Here is an 18,222-nt window from a genome sequence, read left to right as displayed (position 1 = left end):
ACAAACAGGGAGTTTATCTTTAGGATAAACTCCCTGTTTGTTATAAATGCCATAGGCAAATAATTCTTAATTTTAAATTCCTAATTAATTAGCTTGCGGTCTTGATCATACATCCCTACCAAAACGCTATTTCCTTCTTCATCTACGCGTAGTCCGCCATATTTAGCTTGTTCATACTTCTCTGCATCCCCCTCTTGAAAGAAGAAACTCTCTGCCCCGATATTAAATCTCCATCCTTCATAGTTAAAGTATTTGATGTAAACTTGATTAGCTTTCTTCTCTCCCATTTCATTGACCATCTTCACCAGACTCCCTACATTATCCTTATCTAAAGACAGTAAGACATATCCACGCTTATTCAATTTGCTCTTTTCTACAGCCTCCTCAATATCATCCACAGCTCTAGCTGATAATTCTTCTTCTGTAGTTGTAAGAATCTCATTCTCAACAACAGGCGTTATTGAATCTAGGATACTTTGATCAAAAGTACTTGTTCTAGTTGATATCGCATAGTTAAGACTCATATAATCTCCTTGCATTAAGGATCTAGGATCTACAGGAGCTAATTCTAACAATACGAATTGTCCTTCTTTTATTGTTTTTTCCTTTTGTAATACTGCTTTTACAAAGAATATCCCAATAAGTACAAATACAACTATAATAATTATGTTCTTCTTATTTTTCATTTGTCTGTCCCTCTCCTTTTTGAATTAAATAATAAACACCTAAGAATAACACTCCTATTGTCATCATAGATAGTGATTTCTCTAATAAAGAGATGCCTAAGTCATAATAAAACATGCCCATTGCCCAAATTAGAGTTGCAATACTTAAAGCAAAACCTACTTTATATTGTCTCATAAAACTCCAAAGCATATATAAGAATGTGATACCAAAGACAACATAATTTAAAGTGATTAAAACATTAAATAATATCACAATTAGATAAATCGCTACCTTAACAGTGGAATTAGTAATCTTCATCTTCTGTATGATTAAATAGACGGTCGCTATAATCAAAGCCAAGACTGTTATCACAAAAACAAATCTCATACTGCTAAACAATTCGATACTGTGATAACTAAAAGCTTGATTTCGCAACAAACTAGCTGTAGTTATGGTATAAAGAAAACAAGCTGTAAATATTGGAAGATACTTCTTACTGATCCATGTTATTGTTGTCCTTACCTTTTGTTCTTGCCAAAAAAGATAAGTCGTTAAAACTACGACTAGGGCTAAATAAATATAATAGAATGGTGTTATATCAAATTTATATAAAACATACTGTAAGGCAATTAGCGTCCCCACAGAACTAATGAAAGATACAATCTGATTATTGAATAAAAATAAAGTGAGTAATGAAAAGAACAATCCTACTAACTCCATTTGATTAAACATATCTCCGAAACCATAAGTCATAAAAGCGTATCCTATAATATAGAATGACACAACTAAACTGTCTGTTATAGCACTATCTTTACTTCTATTCAATGCATAGGCTCCTCCTAAAAACAACAATCCCATAATGATAAAGGCTGTGTTGTTATTAAAAAAGTCAGACGCTACCATAGCGATAAAACCAATAAACAAGGCTAGACCTAATAAACTTCCCATCACTGAGATCACTCTTATGATAATAGATTTTAGTGCTACCTTATCTTTTGCTATTGATAATGCTTGTTGATCTATTTCTACCCCTTCTTGTAGCAAAGTAGAAACTAAATTCTTAAATACACTATTACTCATGGCTCCACACTTTTTTCTGGTTCATAATCAACTTCACTATCGCAAAAGTTCCTCCTACACTATATATAGCATATAGTAGTAAAGCTCCGTCATTAAAATCAGCTATTCTAATTAGAATGCTAAATACAATAGAAAATATTGCAATTAAAAAATAGCTAAATATCAATAAATCCTTTGTCTTTAGACATCTCATAAAACTACCTATAAGCCATACAGATCCTGCTGCTAAGAGTAAATACAATCCTTTTAAATCAGCTCTTGAATAACGATCGTAGTTGACAAAGATAAAAGTGATAATGCCCATAGTAGAAATAGCCGAACAAACAAAAGTCATAATCCCTGTATAATAGCTCTCTATACGATATGTATACACCTTCCCTAGAATAAGTGGTACGATATATAATACTACATTCAATAGTAAAAGAAATAATCCACTATAGAACAATAGATCATCACTCGTTACTTGTAAGAAATAAAGAATCAAAGTTGTGTTAGCTAGTACAGCATAAAATAACCACTGAGGAGAGAATCTGCTCAATACAGTCCATGGAGTTACTGCTAATACCCACATAAAGAATAGATCATAAGCATTAGCTCCTGTCTGATACACTTGACCATAAACAGCAAATAACACCCCCACTAATATACTCGCGCTTAACAAACTAACTTGTCTTACCACAGTATTCAATTTAGGGTACACAGCTCCTATAACACTGACAGTTAAAAGAGTGAATACAAGTAAAAACTTGATGTTCTTATGTAGGTCTGCCCAATTGTATGCAAAGAAAAATACTATACCTGATAGTAAGAAACCTGCTCCTAAGACAAGTGTCAAATACTTGACAAACTTCTGCCAATCTGTGATATTGGCATAACTCTTCTGCTCCAACAATTCTCCTAACTGAGAATCTGAGAGTGAGCTATGCTCTTTTAGAAGATATAAATCTCCCTTATCAATCTTTTCTTTCATGCTTCTTTTTTATTTCCTCAAACGTAGTGAAAAATATCGTAATATGAGATTTTATTGAAAAATCACATATAATTTAATTACACTTAGTTTAATATAGTAGTTTTGTTATTATTTTTGTATTTTTATAATCAAATCACACAATGAAATCATTTATCCTAACAGTAGCCTCTTTGATATCAACTATTAGTTTTGGTCAACATCAAGAGTTAAACAATCAGATCAACAAAGTAATTAATACAAAAAATGCTACTGTGGGTGTAGCGATCATTTATGATGCAAAGGATACATTAACTGTGAACAATAATCATAAATACCCTACGATGAGTGTTTATAAATTCTTTCAAGCCCTAAATATTCTTGATTATATGGATAAACACAATATATCACTAGATACTGAGATATTCATTAAAAAAGAAGATTTACAAGAAGGTACATATAGTCCTTTAAGGGATAAAAGACCAATGGGAGATTTTAATATATCTCTTGGAGAATTAATACAGTACGCTGCTTCACACAGTGATAATAATGTATCTAACTTATTCTTTAAAAGTTTAATAGGTCCAAAAATGACTGATTTATATTTTAGAACTTTGGGTATTAAAGAATTTGAAATTGTATCAAGTGAAGAAGAGATGAGTTTAGATTTTAATAATCAGTACCAAAATTGGATTACTCCACTTGAAGCTACCAGGATATTAGAAATGTTCCGCAAAGAAGAACTATTGTCACCTAAGTATAATAACTTCTTAAGACAAGCAATGATAGATACTAAATCTGGACAAGACAAAGTAAAGGCTCTATTACCAAAAAACACATTGGTTGTTCATAAAACAGGTATGTCATTTAGAAATAAAGAAGGACTAAGAGCTGCTGATAATGATCTTGCTATTGTCTACTTGCCTAATGGTAAACAGTTTTCAATTGCTGTATTAGTCATGGACTCAAAAGAAAGTGATCAAACTAATGCCGCAATTATAGCAGAAATAGCAAAGCTGACTTATGACTATTTTAGTAAAAGGTAATTGATATAAACAAAAAACGCAATCAATATGATTGCGTTTTTTTATATCTTGTTTTATACTGTCTCTAGAATCTGAGCGGCATGGTCTTTAGTCTTTACTTTACTAATCACATCAGATATAACTCCCTCTTCATTAATCACAAACGTCATTCTATGAATACCGTCATACGTACGTCCCATGAATTTCTTAGGCCCCCATACACCGAAAGCATTTAATACTTCTTTCTCTTCATCGGCCAGTAATGGAAATGGTAAGTTATTCTTCTCAATAAATTTCTGTTGTTTAGTAGCTGAGTCAGCACTAACTCCAAGTAATTCAAATCCCTTTGCTTTTAACTCTGCGTAATTATCACGCAAGTTACAAGCTTCCCAAGTACATCCTGGAGTACTTGCCTTTGGGTAGAAGAATACTACTAGTTTTTTTCCTTTATAATCACTTAACTGATGTACTTTTCCTGATTGGTCTAATGCTTTAAACGCTGGAGCCTTTTGCCCTACTTCTAATGTCTTCATCTTCTTCCTAATTTAATTGATTACGTAAAAATAGGAGAATTTATAAGAACTATCAAGGCATATCTATAAACTCTTTCTATCGTGTGATTATTCTTTTAGAATGATTTTACCAAATTGATTAATAATCTTGTCTTCTACGATCATCTTCTGAATCACATGTTGGATCACTAAGTCCATCTGACTTCCTAATTTACTAAAGTCAAAAACCTTCCCTATTGCTTTGGTTAAGTCATCATGAGGAACACTAAAATTAGCCATTAATAACTCTATAACTGCTAGCTCTATCTCCTCTGGACAGATGTCTTCTATATTTCTCTTTTCTACAGAATTATCTCTATAATGAGTCAACCCTACTTTATATAAATTTGAATTCCAATAGAACTCTTGGTAAGAATTCACACTAGTACAGTTAGGTATAGTATTAACTAATTCTGTCAGATAAACTTGGAGTTTCGTACTAGTTCTAGAAATATTCCAAATACTCATCACTTTTTTAAATAGATAACTTTGACTAATAGGCCCTTCTACTTCAATGATATCATACATTTGATTCTGTATCAAATTCTTATTAGCTTGAGTATAGATATCCTCTCCATCTTCAGAAACCACTTTAGTAACTACAGCTGCCTGATAAGGCTTTTGCTTAGATTCAATATTTTTATCACTAACTTCTATTAAGTGTTTATGAATAAAATCACTTGGATTAATTCCTTTTTCTTCTCTCTTGACGTTATTATAAATGTCTTCTACCCTCTTCTTTAGATCTTCTAGAATCTGTTCTTTATTTTTAAACCAATCTAATGTCCATATACGATAAATCTCCCATCCTAAGCCTTTTAATACGTTAGGAATTAACAGTTCGCGATCATTAGTAGTCTTTACATTATAGTAATTCACTCCGTCGATTAAAATCCCTAATACATATTCATTCGGATTATTCTTATCTACAACACCTATGTCTAAGCGATAACTTGACGTTCCGATATTCGTTTTAACATCAAACCCATTTTCGTTTAAATATTGTGCTATAGATTCTATTAGTCTATCATTCTTTCTAACATCTTCATTGTCCACTATATTCACATATCCCTTCTCTGCAAAATCTAAGAAACCTTTTAAGCCCTTAACCCCTTCAGAATTAGTACGCCTTAAGTCAATCTGATCACCTTTTATAGAAGAGAATATTTTCATTTCATACCTCGCTCTTGTTACAGCTACATTAAGGCGTCTCCATCCTCCATCTCTATTTAAAGGACCGAAATTCATAGATACTTTACCTTCTTCATCAGGCCCATAACCTATAGAGAATAGTATGATATCTCGTTCATCTCCTTGTACATTCTCTAGATTCTTAATAAACAACTGTTCTGAAGCACCTAGCATCTTCTCCTCTACCATTGGATTACTAACTAGCATCTTAGCTAACATATCCTCTATTAAGGTCTGTTGAGTCTGACTGAATGTAACTACTCCTAGTGTTTTAGGATTGGCCTGCTCATAGTGTAATTCTATGTATTGAATGATCGCTTCAGCTTCTTTCTTATTCGTTCTAGATTTTCCTTTTTCATACACTCCATTGGCAATATACTCAAACGTAACTTTCTTATCCAAGTCGTCTCTAGATGGGAAAGTCAGTAATTTGTTATCATAGAAATTAGCATTACTGAATGATATCAAACTCTCGTGCTTACTTCTATAATGTCTCAACAAATACTTAGATGGTAATGATAGTGCTAAACAATCATCTAGGATACTCTCTAGGTCTTCTAACTCTAAGTTATCCTCATCTATCTTATTAGCACTAAAGAAGCTGGTAGGTGGCATCTGCTTAGGGTCTCCTACGATAATAGCCTGCTTAGCTCTAGCTAAGGCACTAATAGCCTCTGCTGTAGGCAACTGAGAAGCTTCGTCAAAAATAACTAAATCAAAATGCTCTGTACTAACATTAAAATACTGTGCTACCGAAATAGGACTCATCAACATGCAGGGCTTTAGGCGGGGCAACAGATTAGGCATCTGATCAAACAGCTTCCTAAGGCTCATCCCTCTCCCTCTACTGCGAATAGCGCGTTTAAGCATTCCCAATTCAGAACTTTGTATAAACTCTGTTGAAGATCTAGGTATACGTGTACTCAACTTTAGAATCAATTGGCTCTTATTTAGTTCAGTATACTCGTTATGAATATCTTGATATTGCTTAATTAAAGTTTCATAAACCTTCGCATCAAAGCCACTAAGCGCAAATGAACCACTAACTACTTTGACAAACAGATTAATATGTAATATCCTTTCTAAATCACCATCAAGGTTATTCTTGTTTATTCTCCCTCCTTCAATAAGGTCAATAAACCAAATTAGCCCAAGCTTTATTCCTTCCTCTTTATATACATTGTAATTAATCCAATCTCCAAGTTTGTCCAAGTTAGCTAAAATACCTTCTATTTCATCACTAGACGGTACTAGTGTAGAGAATGCTTGTACACTGTGATATTTTACTATAAACGTCTTTAAGAAAGTTGTAATCTCAGCAATTCCTCTTCTTGTATTTTGATTTCTATAAAATCCTAATAACCATCTATCTATTCCAGACAAACCATGCTGTTGAGCGAGTTTAGAAATACCACTTAAGTTCTCTATCTCTGTATAAATAGCGTCAATATCTAAACGGTCATTTGTATAATAAACAGAGTTCAGTCTATTAATATCCTTATAATTGGCGTTTTCACATTGCTGCTTAACTGTTTTAAAGTCTTCTACTAATCCGAATAGCTGATCAACTTCTACTTCAGACTTTACTTTCGTTTTTGCATATCCATTAAGGAAGGATTTGACTTTTCTTTGTTTAAACCATTTCGGTAAGAACCAAAGATGCTTAGCTTTATTCCATTCTTGCTCATAAATAGACAAATCAACATCCAATATCTTTTTATTGAAATGCTGACTAACACTATCTTCTATGCGATCCTTTTTCTGTTGTAATTCAATCCACTTATGTAATAGAGAAAACTGATTAGCATCAAAATATAAATCTATTAATTCATAAGATAAATTACTTTTAGCTAATAACTCAAATAGGATCTGTAAACCATTAACATCTATTTTGTTATCTGATAACAGCTTAAAGTTATACTCTGCACTGAGCTGTTCATATTCTCTAGCGACATACTTATAATCCGATAGAACCTCCTTAACAGTAGTGTGAATATCGTACTTATGCTCTGTGATATTTAAAGAACGAAGAGGATGCTCAATAGGATTATCTATACGCTGACACAATGAAGCTATCTGAATAACCCAATCTTTCCACTTCAAATAAGTAGAATGAGATATTTCATTTATGTCTATATCTACCAGTAAATCATTGTCTAAAGTCACCTGATTTAACTCTAGATAAGCAATACTATCATAGAGTGTCCATCCAATATTAAAACGTTGATGTAGTTGAGTTACATATTTTCTAATCTCTGCTTTACGTTCATCTATTCGATTAGAGGCCTCCTTATAATCATAATTACTTTGATAATTCGGAACGTCTAATGTAGCTTCAAATTGAGCTAATACATCAGATTTACGTGTTTTATTGGAATGTAATTCTAGACAGAATGGTCCTAACCCTATCTTTTCTAATCGATGATGTACTACATCTAGTGCTGCCTTCTTAGCAGCTACAAATAATACTTTCTTCCCGTTTGCTAATGCATCTGCGATAATATTAGTAATTGTCTGAGACTTACCCGTTCCTGGAGGACCGTGTAACACAAAACTATTATTCGCATGAGCATTTCTCACTGCTTCTAACTGAGAATTATCAGTCGAAATAGGCAATGTCAATTCTGTCGCAGAAAGCTGTTCTAATTCTTCGTCATTACTACTCAGACTACCAAAAGGTTCTGTAAGAGCACCTGTAAGCAAACTCTTTACAATAGTACTCTTTTGTAATTCATCTGCATACTTCGAAATGTCTTGCCATAGAATCAGTTTATTAAATGAGAAAGTTCCTAAAATCACCTGATCCAATACATCCCATCCTTTCAGATCTAATATCGTCTTTCTAACTAAAGCCAACACCTTTGGTACATCTACGCCTGCGTCATCCATAGGTAGGTCTTCTAAAGCGGACATATCTAACTTAAACTCTTGTCTTAAGTATTCTAACAGAGTAATATTAATCATTGTCTCCTCATCCCTACCTCTTAGTACAAACTTTGAGTTAATCGATCTTCTATTTAATTCTACAGGAACTAATAGAATAGGTGCATATCTAACAGTATCATCTGATTTTGACTCATACCATTTTAGTAATCCTAATCCTAGATACAGCGTACTCTTTCCATTCTCTTCTTCAGCTAACTTCGCATTTCGATGTAAATGAACCAGTACATTATCTAGATCATATTCATTGTAATAACTATATAATCTATTATTTTTAAACTCTTCTTGTACTAACTCAAATAAGTGTTGAGATGGGTGTAATGGTGGAAAATACAGGTTGTATCTACTTAATATTTCTTGTTCTTTACTCCCTTGTATTGTATAAGTTTTACCTTCTGCTAATAAATCTTCTAATGAACTAACATTGACATCTATAAGCTGTAGTATACTCTTGGTAAATCTAGTATTCAATAGATTATTACGAAGAGATAGATCAAGTAGCTTTCTCTCCCAGATACGTTGTTTAGACAACTCTTGTCCCACACCTAATTCTAAGTCATTAAAAACACGTGTTTGTTCAAACGTCTTATCTATACTGTCTTTAATCTTACTTACTTCAAATTTAGCATCTATCTCAATCTCTCCATCTTTTTTACGATATATCGGTAATGGTAGTACATTATTAATACGAGATGTTTTAACATCAATAGACAGTAAGAAATCAGAACTTTGCAACAATTGCATCTCAGCAGATGCCATTGCTTCCTTCAGTGTATAGGTTCCTCCTTTACACATCATAGTAGATTCTATAACGATTAATTCACTAATATTAGCTGCAGTACGTTTCGTAATAGCTGTTTGGTCATAATTAACCATACTGTCAAACCTATCCTCCACTAACCACACTCCAACAAAAATATGTCCTCGTGTAAGCACTAAGATAGGATGTAAGTCTATAGCTTCTAGGCAAGCCGCAAACAGTAAGGTAATATCCATGCAATTACCAAACTTGGTATCGATAACTTGATCTAATAATCGAATACGCTGTCCCGTCTGTTCATAACTAGGGGGCAATGCACTATAGACTAAGTCCATACTCTGTATAGATCTATACATCGCAGACACCATCTGTAGTACACGCTCACGATTACCAGACTGATACCCTTCAAAAGAAGGTTTAAGATTGTTACTTTCTAGAATACGAATCGCATTCGTCTTAATAGGATATATCACATCGTGATTAGAGAGTATATATGAAGTCAATAATTGTGGAAAGACACTAGTTCCTCCAAAATAATCTATAGGCAATACTTCTATTGTAAACGAAGTTTCTGTGATTACGCCTTCCTCAGATAATAGAGTTATCTGAATAGTATCTATATCTTTCTCTACTACATTTCGTATAAAATGTAAATTGTACTTAAAGTCAAATTTAGTAATAGTATAAGCACTATTACTTTCTAATCTATCTATATTGGTTATATTATCTTCAAAAAAGCCTAGTTGTGAAGAAATAACCAATCTAACACCTTCGTAACTTTCTTGTTGATTATCAATCAAGATACGCTGTATGAAATGATATTTTTGAATACAAAAAGTATAATTAAAATAATCATACTTCTGTATTGAGAGTTTAATACTTTTATTTTGTTCCATAGCATCACAATTATGTTGTCCTAAATAAAGAATATCAATCTTATTTTTCACAACAACTGTCAATTTCGTTATCCGTAAGAATTTTCTAAAGTAATATATTTTTACATACTAATTAACAAAATAAACAAAATATACTTTAATCATGAAAAATACAATAAACACCATCTTTAAATAGTGGTAATACTATATATACCAACAAAAAGACGACTTAGCTAAGAAGCATAAGTCGTCTTTTTTTCAATTTATCACTATTTTTAGTTCGTAAATAATAATTCTCTGTACTTCGTTAATGTCCAAAGTTCGTTATCTACCATTAACTCTAATTTATCACTGTGGTAACGGATAATATCAAAATAAGGTTTCACAGTATCACAATATGCATGAGCTTGTTGTTCAACATCCTCGATTAGATTAGCTTTTTTACGCTCATTCGTCATCTCAGTTACTTTAGCATTAATTTGCTCTATATGATGAGATATCTTTTTAATCATTTGTAATTGTTCTGCTGCAATTGTTCCGAAATCTTCAGCACCGAATATCTCTTTAAGACCTTTCACATTATCAATTACTAAGTTTTGATATTTGATAGCTGTTGGTATTACATGATTTCTTGCAATATCTCCTAATACACGTCCTTCTATCTGAATACGTTTTACATATTCTTCTAGTTCGATCTCGTATCTAGCATGCATCTCTATACTAGTCATCACTCCCATCTCTTCAAAGATTGAAATCACTTTAGGGTCTTTCTTAATTCTTAAAGCAGAAGGAGTTGTCTTATTATTACTCAATCCTCTTTTTACAGCTTCTTTTTCCCACTCATCACCGTATCCATCCCCTTCAAAAAGGATTCTCTCACTATCTTTAATATACTCTCTTAATACATTGAAGATTGCTTCATCTCTTTTTAATCCGTCTTTTTCTACTAGTGCGTCCACTTCATTTTTAAAGTCTCTTAACTGTTTAGCTACTATCGTATTTAATACAGTCATAGGTCCAGCACAGTTAGCTGTAGATCCTACTGCTCTGAATTCCCATTTATTACCTGTAAAAGCAAATGGAGAAGTTCTATTTCTATCTGTATTATCTAATAATACATCTGGAATTTTTCCAACTACATTTAATTTAAGATCTGTTTTTTCTTCTGGTGACAACTTTCCATCTGTTACCTCTTTCAATTCATTAAGAACCTTAGTCAATTGCTGTCCAATAAATACAGACATAATTGCTGGTGGTGCTTCGTTCGCTCCAAGACGGTGATCATTACTTGCAGAAGCAATAGCTGATCTTAAAAGCTCTTCATTATCATTTACAGCTTTAATTGTATTGATAAAGAAGGTTAAGAACTGCAAGTTGCTCTTAGGTGTTTTACTAGGACTCAACAAGTTCACACCAGTATCAGTAGCTAATGACCAGTTATTGTGTTTACCTGAACCATTAACTCCTTTAAATGGTTTCTCATGGAATAATACTTTAAAGTGATGCTTCTCAGCTACCTTTTTCATTACATCCATTAATAAAGAGTTGTGATCCACTGCTAAATTAGCCTCTTCAAATATAGGTGCTAATTCAAATTGATTAGGTGCCACTTCATTATGTCTAGTCTTAACAGGAATACCTAATAGAATACAATGATTCTCTAAATCATGCATATAATTCAGTACTCTAGTTGGAATAGAACCAAAGTAGTGGTCATCTAATTGTTGTCCTTTAGCAGCTGTATGCCCTAATAATGTTCTTCCCGTAGTAAGAATATCAGGTCTAGAAGCAGCTAAAGCACTATCTACTAAAAAGTACTCTTGCTCCCACCCTAAAGTAGTCGTTACTTTCTTTACGTTCTTATCAAAGAATTTAGCTACTTCAGTTGCAGCATCATCTATTGCATTAAGTGCCTTTAATAAAGGAGTTTTATTATCTAAAGCCTCACCAGTATAAGAGATAAATACAGTAGGAATACATAATGTAGAACCAAAGATGAATGCAGGAGATGTAGGATCCCAAGCTGTATACCCTCTTGCTTCAAATGTATTTCTAATTCCTCCGTTAGGGAAACTTGATGCATCAGACTCTTGTTGTACTAATTGACTACCATTAAATTTTTCAACAGGATCACCATCAAAAGACGTTTCGAAGAAAGCATCATGCTTCTCTGCTGTCGTTCCTGTCAATGGCTGAAACCAGTGAGTATAATGACTTACTCCTTTAGATAGAGCCCATTCTTTCATTCCTAATGCAATGTACTCAGCTAATCGACGGTCTATTTTAATTCCTAGTTGTGCATTCTTAACAGCCTGATAAGCTTCTGGAGTTAAAAATTGTCGCATTGACTTGTCATTAAATACGTGATCACCAAAGATCAATGATTTTCTACCCAGTTCTTCTACCTTTACAGCTTCTCTAGATGCTGCTTTTTCAATTGCTCGAAAACGAAATGTTGACATAATTAATAGTTTTTGAAGGGACACCCCCTGTTTTGTGAGTACAAATTTAAATAAAAGTCTTCAAAAACAACACACCCCCCCTACATTTTTGTAATATTTTTTTTAAAACAGTATTTCAAGACACCAAGCCCCCTATATTTTACTTATAGAAATAAAAAAAAGGTAGAAACTTAGCGCCTCTACCTTTTAAATATTATTTTCTAGTACTTCTTAACTACTTTTACATCTTCTAAGTTATATTTGCGTACAACTTCTTCGTATGATAAAGTAGTTTTCTCACTTTCTTTACTATTATTAGACTTAGTACCTATTACAGGTGTACTTCCAGGAATGTATACTATTCTAAAAATCATATTCTTTATAAAGCCTTCATGTTTACCTCCATCTCCATTAAAAAATCCTAGAGGAGCATTAGCTCTTGCAACGATTTCTGTATCATATGGAGAATAATTATAACTATACTCCAGTTCTTTTTCTACTTTATCTACGTCTACAAAGTATCTAGTAGGTAATGGTGAAAAAAGAGGCTTACCATCATTACTAAATTTATCAGCTATAAAAACGAACACCAAGTCACCATCAACAAATCCATTTGGATGTTTAATAAGTTGCCCTTGAATAGTACTAGTCAAGTCTTTCGTAAAACTTAATTTAAATTCTTCTACATAAGGATACATAGTTGGCCCAGGAGGTCCTTGTGGTCCAGTAGACCCTTCACACCCAACTAATAGTGAAGTTGCTACAAAAGCAAATAGCATTGCAATTTTTTTCATAATCTAATCTTATTTATTACTTGCAAAATATGGATTTTTTACAACACCCAATAAACTTTATCAAATAATTATATTTATTTGTCATGTAATCTTTTACGAACTTCTTCTTGAATTCTCTCATATTGCTCTAGAAGCTCTTTATCTACATTACCTGCATATTTTTTAATTCTTCTCAAGAAGAAACCAAATAATAAGCTATACACTCCTAGAAGTATAAATGAAAACGCTGTCCAATATACTATCGTAAAAGCTCCAAATTCAAGATTCCACAACATACAGAAAGAAAACACCAAACCTAATAAAGCGAAGACAAACAAAGTAGTCCATGATTTTACTCCGTAATTTTTAAGATCAAAAGCTGTCCCCATTCCTCTTATAGACCTGAACATTAAACCAAAACCTACATAAATAGGAAGAACTACAGCTGATAACGTAGGCGTTCCAATCAAAATAACACCTAATACTACATCTATAATTCCTGAGAAAAGCAACCATCCCCAACCATCAAGTTGATCATGATTAGAAAAAGCAAATATAATCTCAGATATACCAGCAATTAAAAACATACAACTAAATATGATAGTTAATGAAGCGTATGCTGTAATAGGAGTACTAAACATATACATTCCTCCTATTATAAAAAGCATTCCAATGATTACAGGTATATACCAGTTCTTAATTCGATCTTTTACAGTTTTTACAAATGAATTAGCCATATCTCTTTTTTTAAAGTTTACATCTAATTTATGGATTTTTAACGGTATTCAAAAATTTAAAAGTGTAACTTTGATTTGAATCGTGTAATTATTTAACTAAATAACACTAGTAAAGTCCTTTTCTATGATAAAAAGAATTTATCTCCTCTTACTTTGTTCTACTTCTATCAGTTTTGCACAAAACTTAAAACCAATAGCCGATAAACAAGAAATATACAATAGTTTACAACTAGCTACTGATATCCATAAAGCTTTTCCTACAGATTCACTTTATAACCTTACTGGTTATAAGAACACGTATAGGTCTCCTGAAATGGGATTGACTAATATGTGGGCACTTTATCACAATCAAAAAACGAATACTGTAGAGCTTGTAATAAGAGGATCTGTAAACAAAGGAGCTAGTTGGTTGGCAAATTATTATGCTGCTATGATTCCTTCTTCAGGAGAAATCCAATTAGATAATACTAAAAAGGTTAGTTATAAACTATCTCAAGATCAACGAGCAACTGTTCATGCAGGATGGACTATAGCCTCTCTGTATTTAATGGAAGATATTAAACCTAAACTAGATAGTTTAATTCAAAAAAATCATAAAGAATTTATCATCTCTGGACATAGTCAAGGTGCTGCTATAGCTTATCTAATAACAGCTAACCTAATGAATCAGCAACTAGAAGGAAAATTACCTAAGGATTTACAGTTTAAGACTTATGCAATTGCTCCTCCTAAACCTGGAAATCTTTATTTTAGTTATCAATATGAGAAACTAGCGAATAATTGGAGTTACTCTATTATTAATACTCAAGATTGGGTTCCAGAACTTCCACCAACAACACAGACTTTTAGAGACTTTAACGAAATCAGTCCATTATCGGATCATGAGGTAAAAAAAGCACTAAAAAAAGTTACTTGGCCTAAGAGAATGGTTGCTACTAGTATTTTTAATGGTATAAAAAAGCCTACTGAAAAAAGTGTCAAAAAATATAATAAATACTTAGGTTCTTTTGTATTTAAATTAATTCAAAAACAACTACCAGAATTAGTAGAGCCAAAATATGTACAGAATAGTAACTATACTAGATGTAGTAACCCGGTTATATTAGATGGACTTAATGATAAAGAATATCAAATCAAATTTCACAAGCCAGAAAATATTATGTCACACCACTTACCTCCTGCCTATTTATATTTACTAGATAAAGAATAAAAAAAGAGACTCTTAATAGAGTCTCTTTTTGAAATAAAACAATCTTTCAATTGTTATAGTTATAGTTTGGTTAGGGTTCTAAATCAAGGCTTACTAGTATAAAGGTGAATCCTTCTACTTATTTTGTAAGCGCATCACAATATACATAAGATTTTTATTAGCACAAATACTCCCATCATTTAAATGGATTAATTTTTTATTCTGTTAATTTACAAAACTAAATACAACATAATAAATAAATTATTTAAAACATACTTATTTTTTAATATCTAGTTAAGTATAATTTATGATATCAGAACTAAATATTCTAAATAGATAGTCCCTCATAAAAGCGATATTTAAAAAAATATGATGAGTAGTCCGAAATATTGAAAATATAGCCAAGTATATTCTAATCAAAAAGGCCTATACATTATATGTATAGGCCTTCTTTATTTTCTTATTTTAGAATAAAATTATCCTAAAACTTCTTTTACTTTTTTCCCGATCTCAGCAGGAGAATCTACAACGTGGATTCCACATTCGCTCATGATACGTTTCTTAGCAGCAGCTGTATCATCAGCTCCTCCTACGATAGCACCAGCGTGTCCCATTGTTCTTCCTTTAGGAGCAGTTTCTCCAGCGATGAATCCGATAACTGGTTTTTTATTACCATTTTCTTTAATCCAACGAGCAGCATCAGCTTCTAATTGACCACCAATCTCACCAATCATAATGATTGCTTCAGTTTCTGGATCAGCCATTAATAATTGTACAGCCTCTTTAGTAGTTGTTCCAATGATTGGGTCACCACCAATTCCGATAGCTGTAGTAATTCCTAAACCTTGTTTTACAACTTGATCAGCAGCCTCATAAGTTAAAGTTCCTGATTTAGAAACGATTCCAACTGTACCTTTTTTGAAAACGAAACCTGGCATAATACCAACTTTAGCTTCACCTGGAGTAATAACTCCTGGACAGTTAGGTCCAACTAATCTACAGTCTCTACCTTTGATATAGTCGTAAGCTTTGATCATTTCCGCTACTGGAATACCTTCTGTAATACAGATAATAACTTTGATACCTGCATCAGCAGCTTCCATTATAGCGTCAGCAGCAAATGCTGGTGGTACGAAAATAATAGAAGTATCAGCACCTGCTTTTTCTACAGCTTCTGAAACTGTGTTGAATACTGGACGCTCTAAGTGAGTAGTTCCACCTTTTCCTGGAGTTACACCACCTACTACGTTTGTTCCGTACTCAATCATTTGTGAAGCGTGGAATGTACCTTCACTTCCAGTAAATCCCTGAACGATTATTTTTGAATCTTTATTTACTAAAACACTCATGATCTTGTTTTTATTTATTTAAACTTACTTACACAAAAATAAACAATTCTAATTACTATTAAAACTTTTTACCCCCTTATAAGTAAGATTAATTGATTAATTAATAACATTCTTTGTTTTCAATCTCAAGAAACCTGATTTATGTCAGACACTAATGTCAAATACTATAAATGCTTAGTTTTCTCTACTAATTCTGGTATTCTCTTAATGCTAGCTAATTGCTTTAATTTATCTCTTGATTCCTCTGCAGGATAACCGAAATAAACCTTACCTCCAGCTAACGATTTTGACACTCCAGATTGAGCTAAAACAACAGCTTTAGTTCCAATAGTGATACCACTTGTAGTACCTACTTGTCCCCATAGTGTTACTTCATCTTCTATTACCACACAACCAGCTATACCACATTGAGCCGCTATTAAAGAACGTACACCTACTACAGTATCATGTCCGATGTGAACTTGATTATCTATTTTAGCTCCCTCTTTAATAGTAGTATCTCCTGTCACACCTCTATCTATAGTACATGCAGCACCGATACCTACGTTATCTTCGATAACTACTCTACCACAAGACACTAATGGATCAAATCCTTCTGGTCTCTTTTTATAGTAGAACGCATCAGCACCTAGTATAGCTCCAGCATGAATAACCACATTATCCCCTATAGTAGTTCCATCATATAAAACTACGTTAGGATGAATAACACAATTTTTACCAATCACTACATTATGACCAATGAATACATTAGGTTGAATGATTGTTCCTTCCCCGATAATAGCATCTTTAGCTTGTACCTCAGTTGCTGGTTTAAATGGGTTAAAGAACTTAGATAATTTATTAAAATCTCTAAACGGATCATCAGATATCAATAAAGCCTTACCTTCTGGGCACTCTACATCTTTATTAATTAAAATGATCGTCGCATTAGAATTTAAAGCTTTATCATAATATTTTGGGTGATCCACAAAAACGATTTCACCTTCTTGAACAACGTGAATCTCGTTCATTCCATAAACTGGAAAACTAGAATCTCCAACAAATTTACATCCGATAATCTCTGCTATTGTTTGTAAATCTTGAGCTTTTGCAAAACGCATCTTACTTCGTTATAAAGTGATTACTCCTTAATACGCTCCATATAAGCGCTGTTTGATGTATCAATCTTGATTTTATCACCTTCGTTGATGAATAAAGGTACATTGACAATAGCACCAGTTTCAACAGTAGCAGGTTTTGTAGCATTTGTAGCTGTGTTTCCTTTTACTCCTGGCTCAGTATAAGTTACTTCTAGAATTACAGAAGCAGGCATATCTACTGCTAATGGTAATTCAGTATCTGAATTAATTTGAACCATTACAGTTTCTCCTTCTTTTAATAATTCTGGAGCATCTAATACGTCTTTTAAAAGCGTAATTTGCTCATAAGTCTCAACATTCATGAAGTGGAACTGATCTCCCTCTGGGTATAAATATTGGAATTTATGTGTTTCTACTCTTACAGTATCGATTTTGTGACCAGCAGAAAAAGTATTCTCTAATACTCTTCCATTAGTAACGCTTCTCATTTTAGTTCTAACAAATGCAGGCCCTTTTCCAGGTTTAACGTGTAAAAACTCAACAATTTTATAAATATCATTGTTGTATTGGATACATAAACCATTTCTAATATCAGCTGTTGTTGCCATTCTTTTAAT

General features: G+C 32.7%; 13 protein-coding genes. 2 read left to right on the top strand and 11 right to left on the bottom strand.

The features are described from left to right. Nucleotides 1–80: 80 nt before the first annotated feature. From MPR_RS08580 to MPR_RS08570, 3 genes are read right to left on the bottom strand one after another with little or no spacing between them, the layout of a single operon-like run. Nucleotides 81–686 (bottom strand): GDYXXLXY domain-containing protein, encoded by a 606-nt coding sequence (locus tag MPR_RS08580; RefSeq protein ID WP_041891561.1) that lies wholly within the window; start codon nucleotides 684–686, stop codon nucleotides 81–83. After that, entirely contained in the window at nucleotides 676–1,746 is a 1,071-nt protein-coding gene (locus MPR_RS08575; protein WP_041891559.1) for a DUF4401 domain-containing protein, read from the bottom strand. Before MPR_RS08575 ends, MPR_RS08580 begins: the two co-directional genes overlap by 11 nt. Further along, a complete protein-coding gene (locus tag MPR_RS08570; protein ID WP_041891556.1) occupies nucleotides 1,739–2,716 on the bottom strand; it encodes a DUF2157 domain-containing protein in 978 nt (325 codons plus the stop codon). Before MPR_RS08570 ends, MPR_RS08575 begins: the two co-directional genes overlap by 8 nt. A gap of 140 nt (nucleotides 2,717–2,856) precedes the next feature. On the opposite strand from MPR_RS08570, the gene bla reads away from it, so the two are divergent. Then, the gene (bla, locus tag MPR_RS08565) at nucleotides 2,857–3,738 is read left to right on the top strand and encodes a class A beta-lactamase, subclass A2 (protein WP_041891553.1); all 882 of its coding nucleotides are present in this window, start codon (nucleotides 2,857–2,859) and stop codon (nucleotides 3,736–3,738) included. A 53-nt stretch (nucleotides 3,739–3,791) separates the two neighbouring features. On the opposite strand, the gene bcp is transcribed toward bla, so the two are convergent. The 5 genes from bcp to MPR_RS08540 all read right to left on the bottom strand — a co-directional run bounded on the left by bcp (nucleotide 3,792) and on the right by MPR_RS08540 (nucleotide 13,988). Continuing rightward, entirely contained in the window at nucleotides 3,792–4,250 is a 459-nt protein-coding gene (gene bcp / locus MPR_RS08560; RefSeq protein ID WP_041891550.1) for a thioredoxin-dependent thiol peroxidase, read from the bottom strand. A gap of 87 nt (nucleotides 4,251–4,337) precedes the next feature. Next, complete coding sequence (proA, locus tag MPR_RS08555; protein ID WP_235280652.1) at nucleotides 4,338–10,109, bottom strand: anti-phage protein ProA; 5,772 nt, start codon at nucleotides 10,107–10,109, stop codon at nucleotides 4,338–4,340. A 203-nt stretch (nucleotides 10,110–10,312) separates the two neighbouring features. After that, nucleotides 10,313–12,499, bottom strand: a complete 2,187-nt coding sequence (locus MPR_RS08550) for a glutamine synthetase III family protein (protein ID WP_041891546.1) — start codon at nucleotides 12,497–12,499, stop codon at nucleotides 10,313–10,315. Nucleotides 12,500–12,699: 200 nt separating this feature from the next. Then, nucleotides 12,700–13,272: a hypothetical protein gene (locus MPR_RS08545; protein WP_041891543.1), complete on the bottom strand. Its 573-nt coding sequence runs from the start codon at nucleotides 13,270–13,272 to the stop codon at nucleotides 12,700–12,702. Between the two features lie 74 nt (nucleotides 13,273–13,346). Then, nucleotides 13,347–13,988 (bottom strand): HdeD family acid-resistance protein, encoded by a 642-nt coding sequence (locus tag MPR_RS08540; protein ID WP_235280649.1) that lies wholly within the window; start codon nucleotides 13,986–13,988, stop codon nucleotides 13,347–13,349. Nucleotides 13,989–14,112: 124 nt separating this feature from the next. Between MPR_RS08540 and MPR_RS08535 the strand changes: the two genes are divergently transcribed. Further along, on the top strand, nucleotides 14,113–15,198 hold the full coding sequence (locus tag MPR_RS08535) for a lipase family protein (protein ID WP_041891536.1): 1,086 nt from the start codon (nucleotides 14,113–14,115) through the stop codon (nucleotides 15,196–15,198). Nucleotides 15,199–15,653: 455 nt separating this feature from the next. On the opposite strand, the gene sucD is transcribed toward MPR_RS08535, so the two are convergent. The 3 genes from sucD to efp form a co-directional block, all read right to left on the bottom strand. Continuing rightward, on the bottom strand, nucleotides 15,654–16,526 hold the full coding sequence (gene sucD / locus MPR_RS08530; RefSeq protein WP_025124332.1) for a succinate--CoA ligase subunit alpha: 873 nt from the start codon (nucleotides 16,524–16,526) through the stop codon (nucleotides 15,654–15,656). Between the two features lie 164 nt (nucleotides 16,527–16,690). Beyond that, nucleotides 16,691–17,626, bottom strand: a complete 936-nt coding sequence (locus tag MPR_RS08525; RefSeq protein WP_041891533.1) for a UDP-3-O-(3-hydroxymyristoyl)glucosamine N-acyltransferase — start codon at nucleotides 17,624–17,626, stop codon at nucleotides 16,691–16,693. Nucleotides 17,627–17,646: 20 nt separating this feature from the next. After that, nucleotides 17,647–18,213, bottom strand: coding sequence for an elongation factor P (efp, locus tag MPR_RS08520; RefSeq protein WP_041891530.1), 567 nt, complete (start codon nucleotides 18,211–18,213; stop codon nucleotides 17,647–17,649). Between the last annotated feature and the right edge of the window lie 9 nt (nucleotides 18,214–18,222).

Source organism: Myroides profundi, assembly GCF_000833025.1.
Classification (GTDB): domain Bacteria; phylum Bacteroidota; class Bacteroidia; order Flavobacteriales; family Flavobacteriaceae; genus Flavobacterium; species Flavobacterium profundi_A.
The sequence above is the reverse complement of the archived record's forward strand: the minus strand, read 5'-3'. Positions and strand labels throughout refer to the sequence as shown.

What these genes read in the sequence shown, in the direction of transcription:
- MPR_RS08580 (WP_041891561.1), bottom strand. Translation starts at nt 686, where the DNA reads ATGAAAAATAAGAAGAACATAATTATTATAGTTGTATTTGTACTTATT.
- MPR_RS08575 (WP_041891559.1), bottom strand. Translation starts at nt 1,746, where the DNA reads ATGAGTAATAGTGTATTTAAGAATTTAGTTTCTACTTTGCTACAAGAA.
- MPR_RS08570 (WP_041891556.1), bottom strand. Translation starts at nt 2,716, where the DNA reads ATGAAAGAAAAGATTGATAAGGGAGATTTATATCTTCTAAAAGAGCAT.
- bla (WP_041891553.1), top strand. Translation starts at nt 2,857, where the DNA reads ATGAAATCATTTATCCTAACAGTAGCCTCTTTGATATCAACTATTAGT.
- bcp (WP_041891550.1), bottom strand. Translation starts at nt 4,250, where the DNA reads ATGAAGACATTAGAAGTAGGGCAAAAGGCTCCAGCGTTTAAAGCATTA.
- MPR_RS08550 (WP_041891546.1), bottom strand. Translation starts at nt 12,499, where the DNA reads ATGTCAACATTTCGTTTTCGAGCAATTGAAAAAGCAGCATCTAGAGAA.
- MPR_RS08545 (WP_041891543.1), bottom strand. Translation starts at nt 13,272, where the DNA reads ATGAAAAAAATTGCAATGCTATTTGCTTTTGTAGCAACTTCACTATTA.
- MPR_RS08540 (WP_235280649.1), bottom strand. Translation starts at nt 13,988, where the DNA reads ATGGCTAATTCATTTGTAAAAACTGTAAAAGATCGAATTAAGAACTGG.
- MPR_RS08535 (WP_041891536.1), top strand. Translation starts at nt 14,113, where the DNA reads ATGATAAAAAGAATTTATCTCCTCTTACTTTGTTCTACTTCTATCAGT.
- sucD (WP_025124332.1), bottom strand. Translation starts at nt 16,526, where the DNA reads ATGAGTGTTTTAGTAAATAAAGATTCAAAAATAATCGTTCAGGGATTT.
- MPR_RS08525 (WP_041891533.1), bottom strand. Translation starts at nt 17,626, where the DNA reads ATGCGTTTTGCAAAAGCTCAAGATTTACAAACAATAGCAGAGATTATC.
- efp (WP_041891530.1), bottom strand. Translation starts at nt 18,213, where the DNA reads ATGGCAACAACAGCTGATATTAGAAATGGTTTATGTATCCAATACAAC.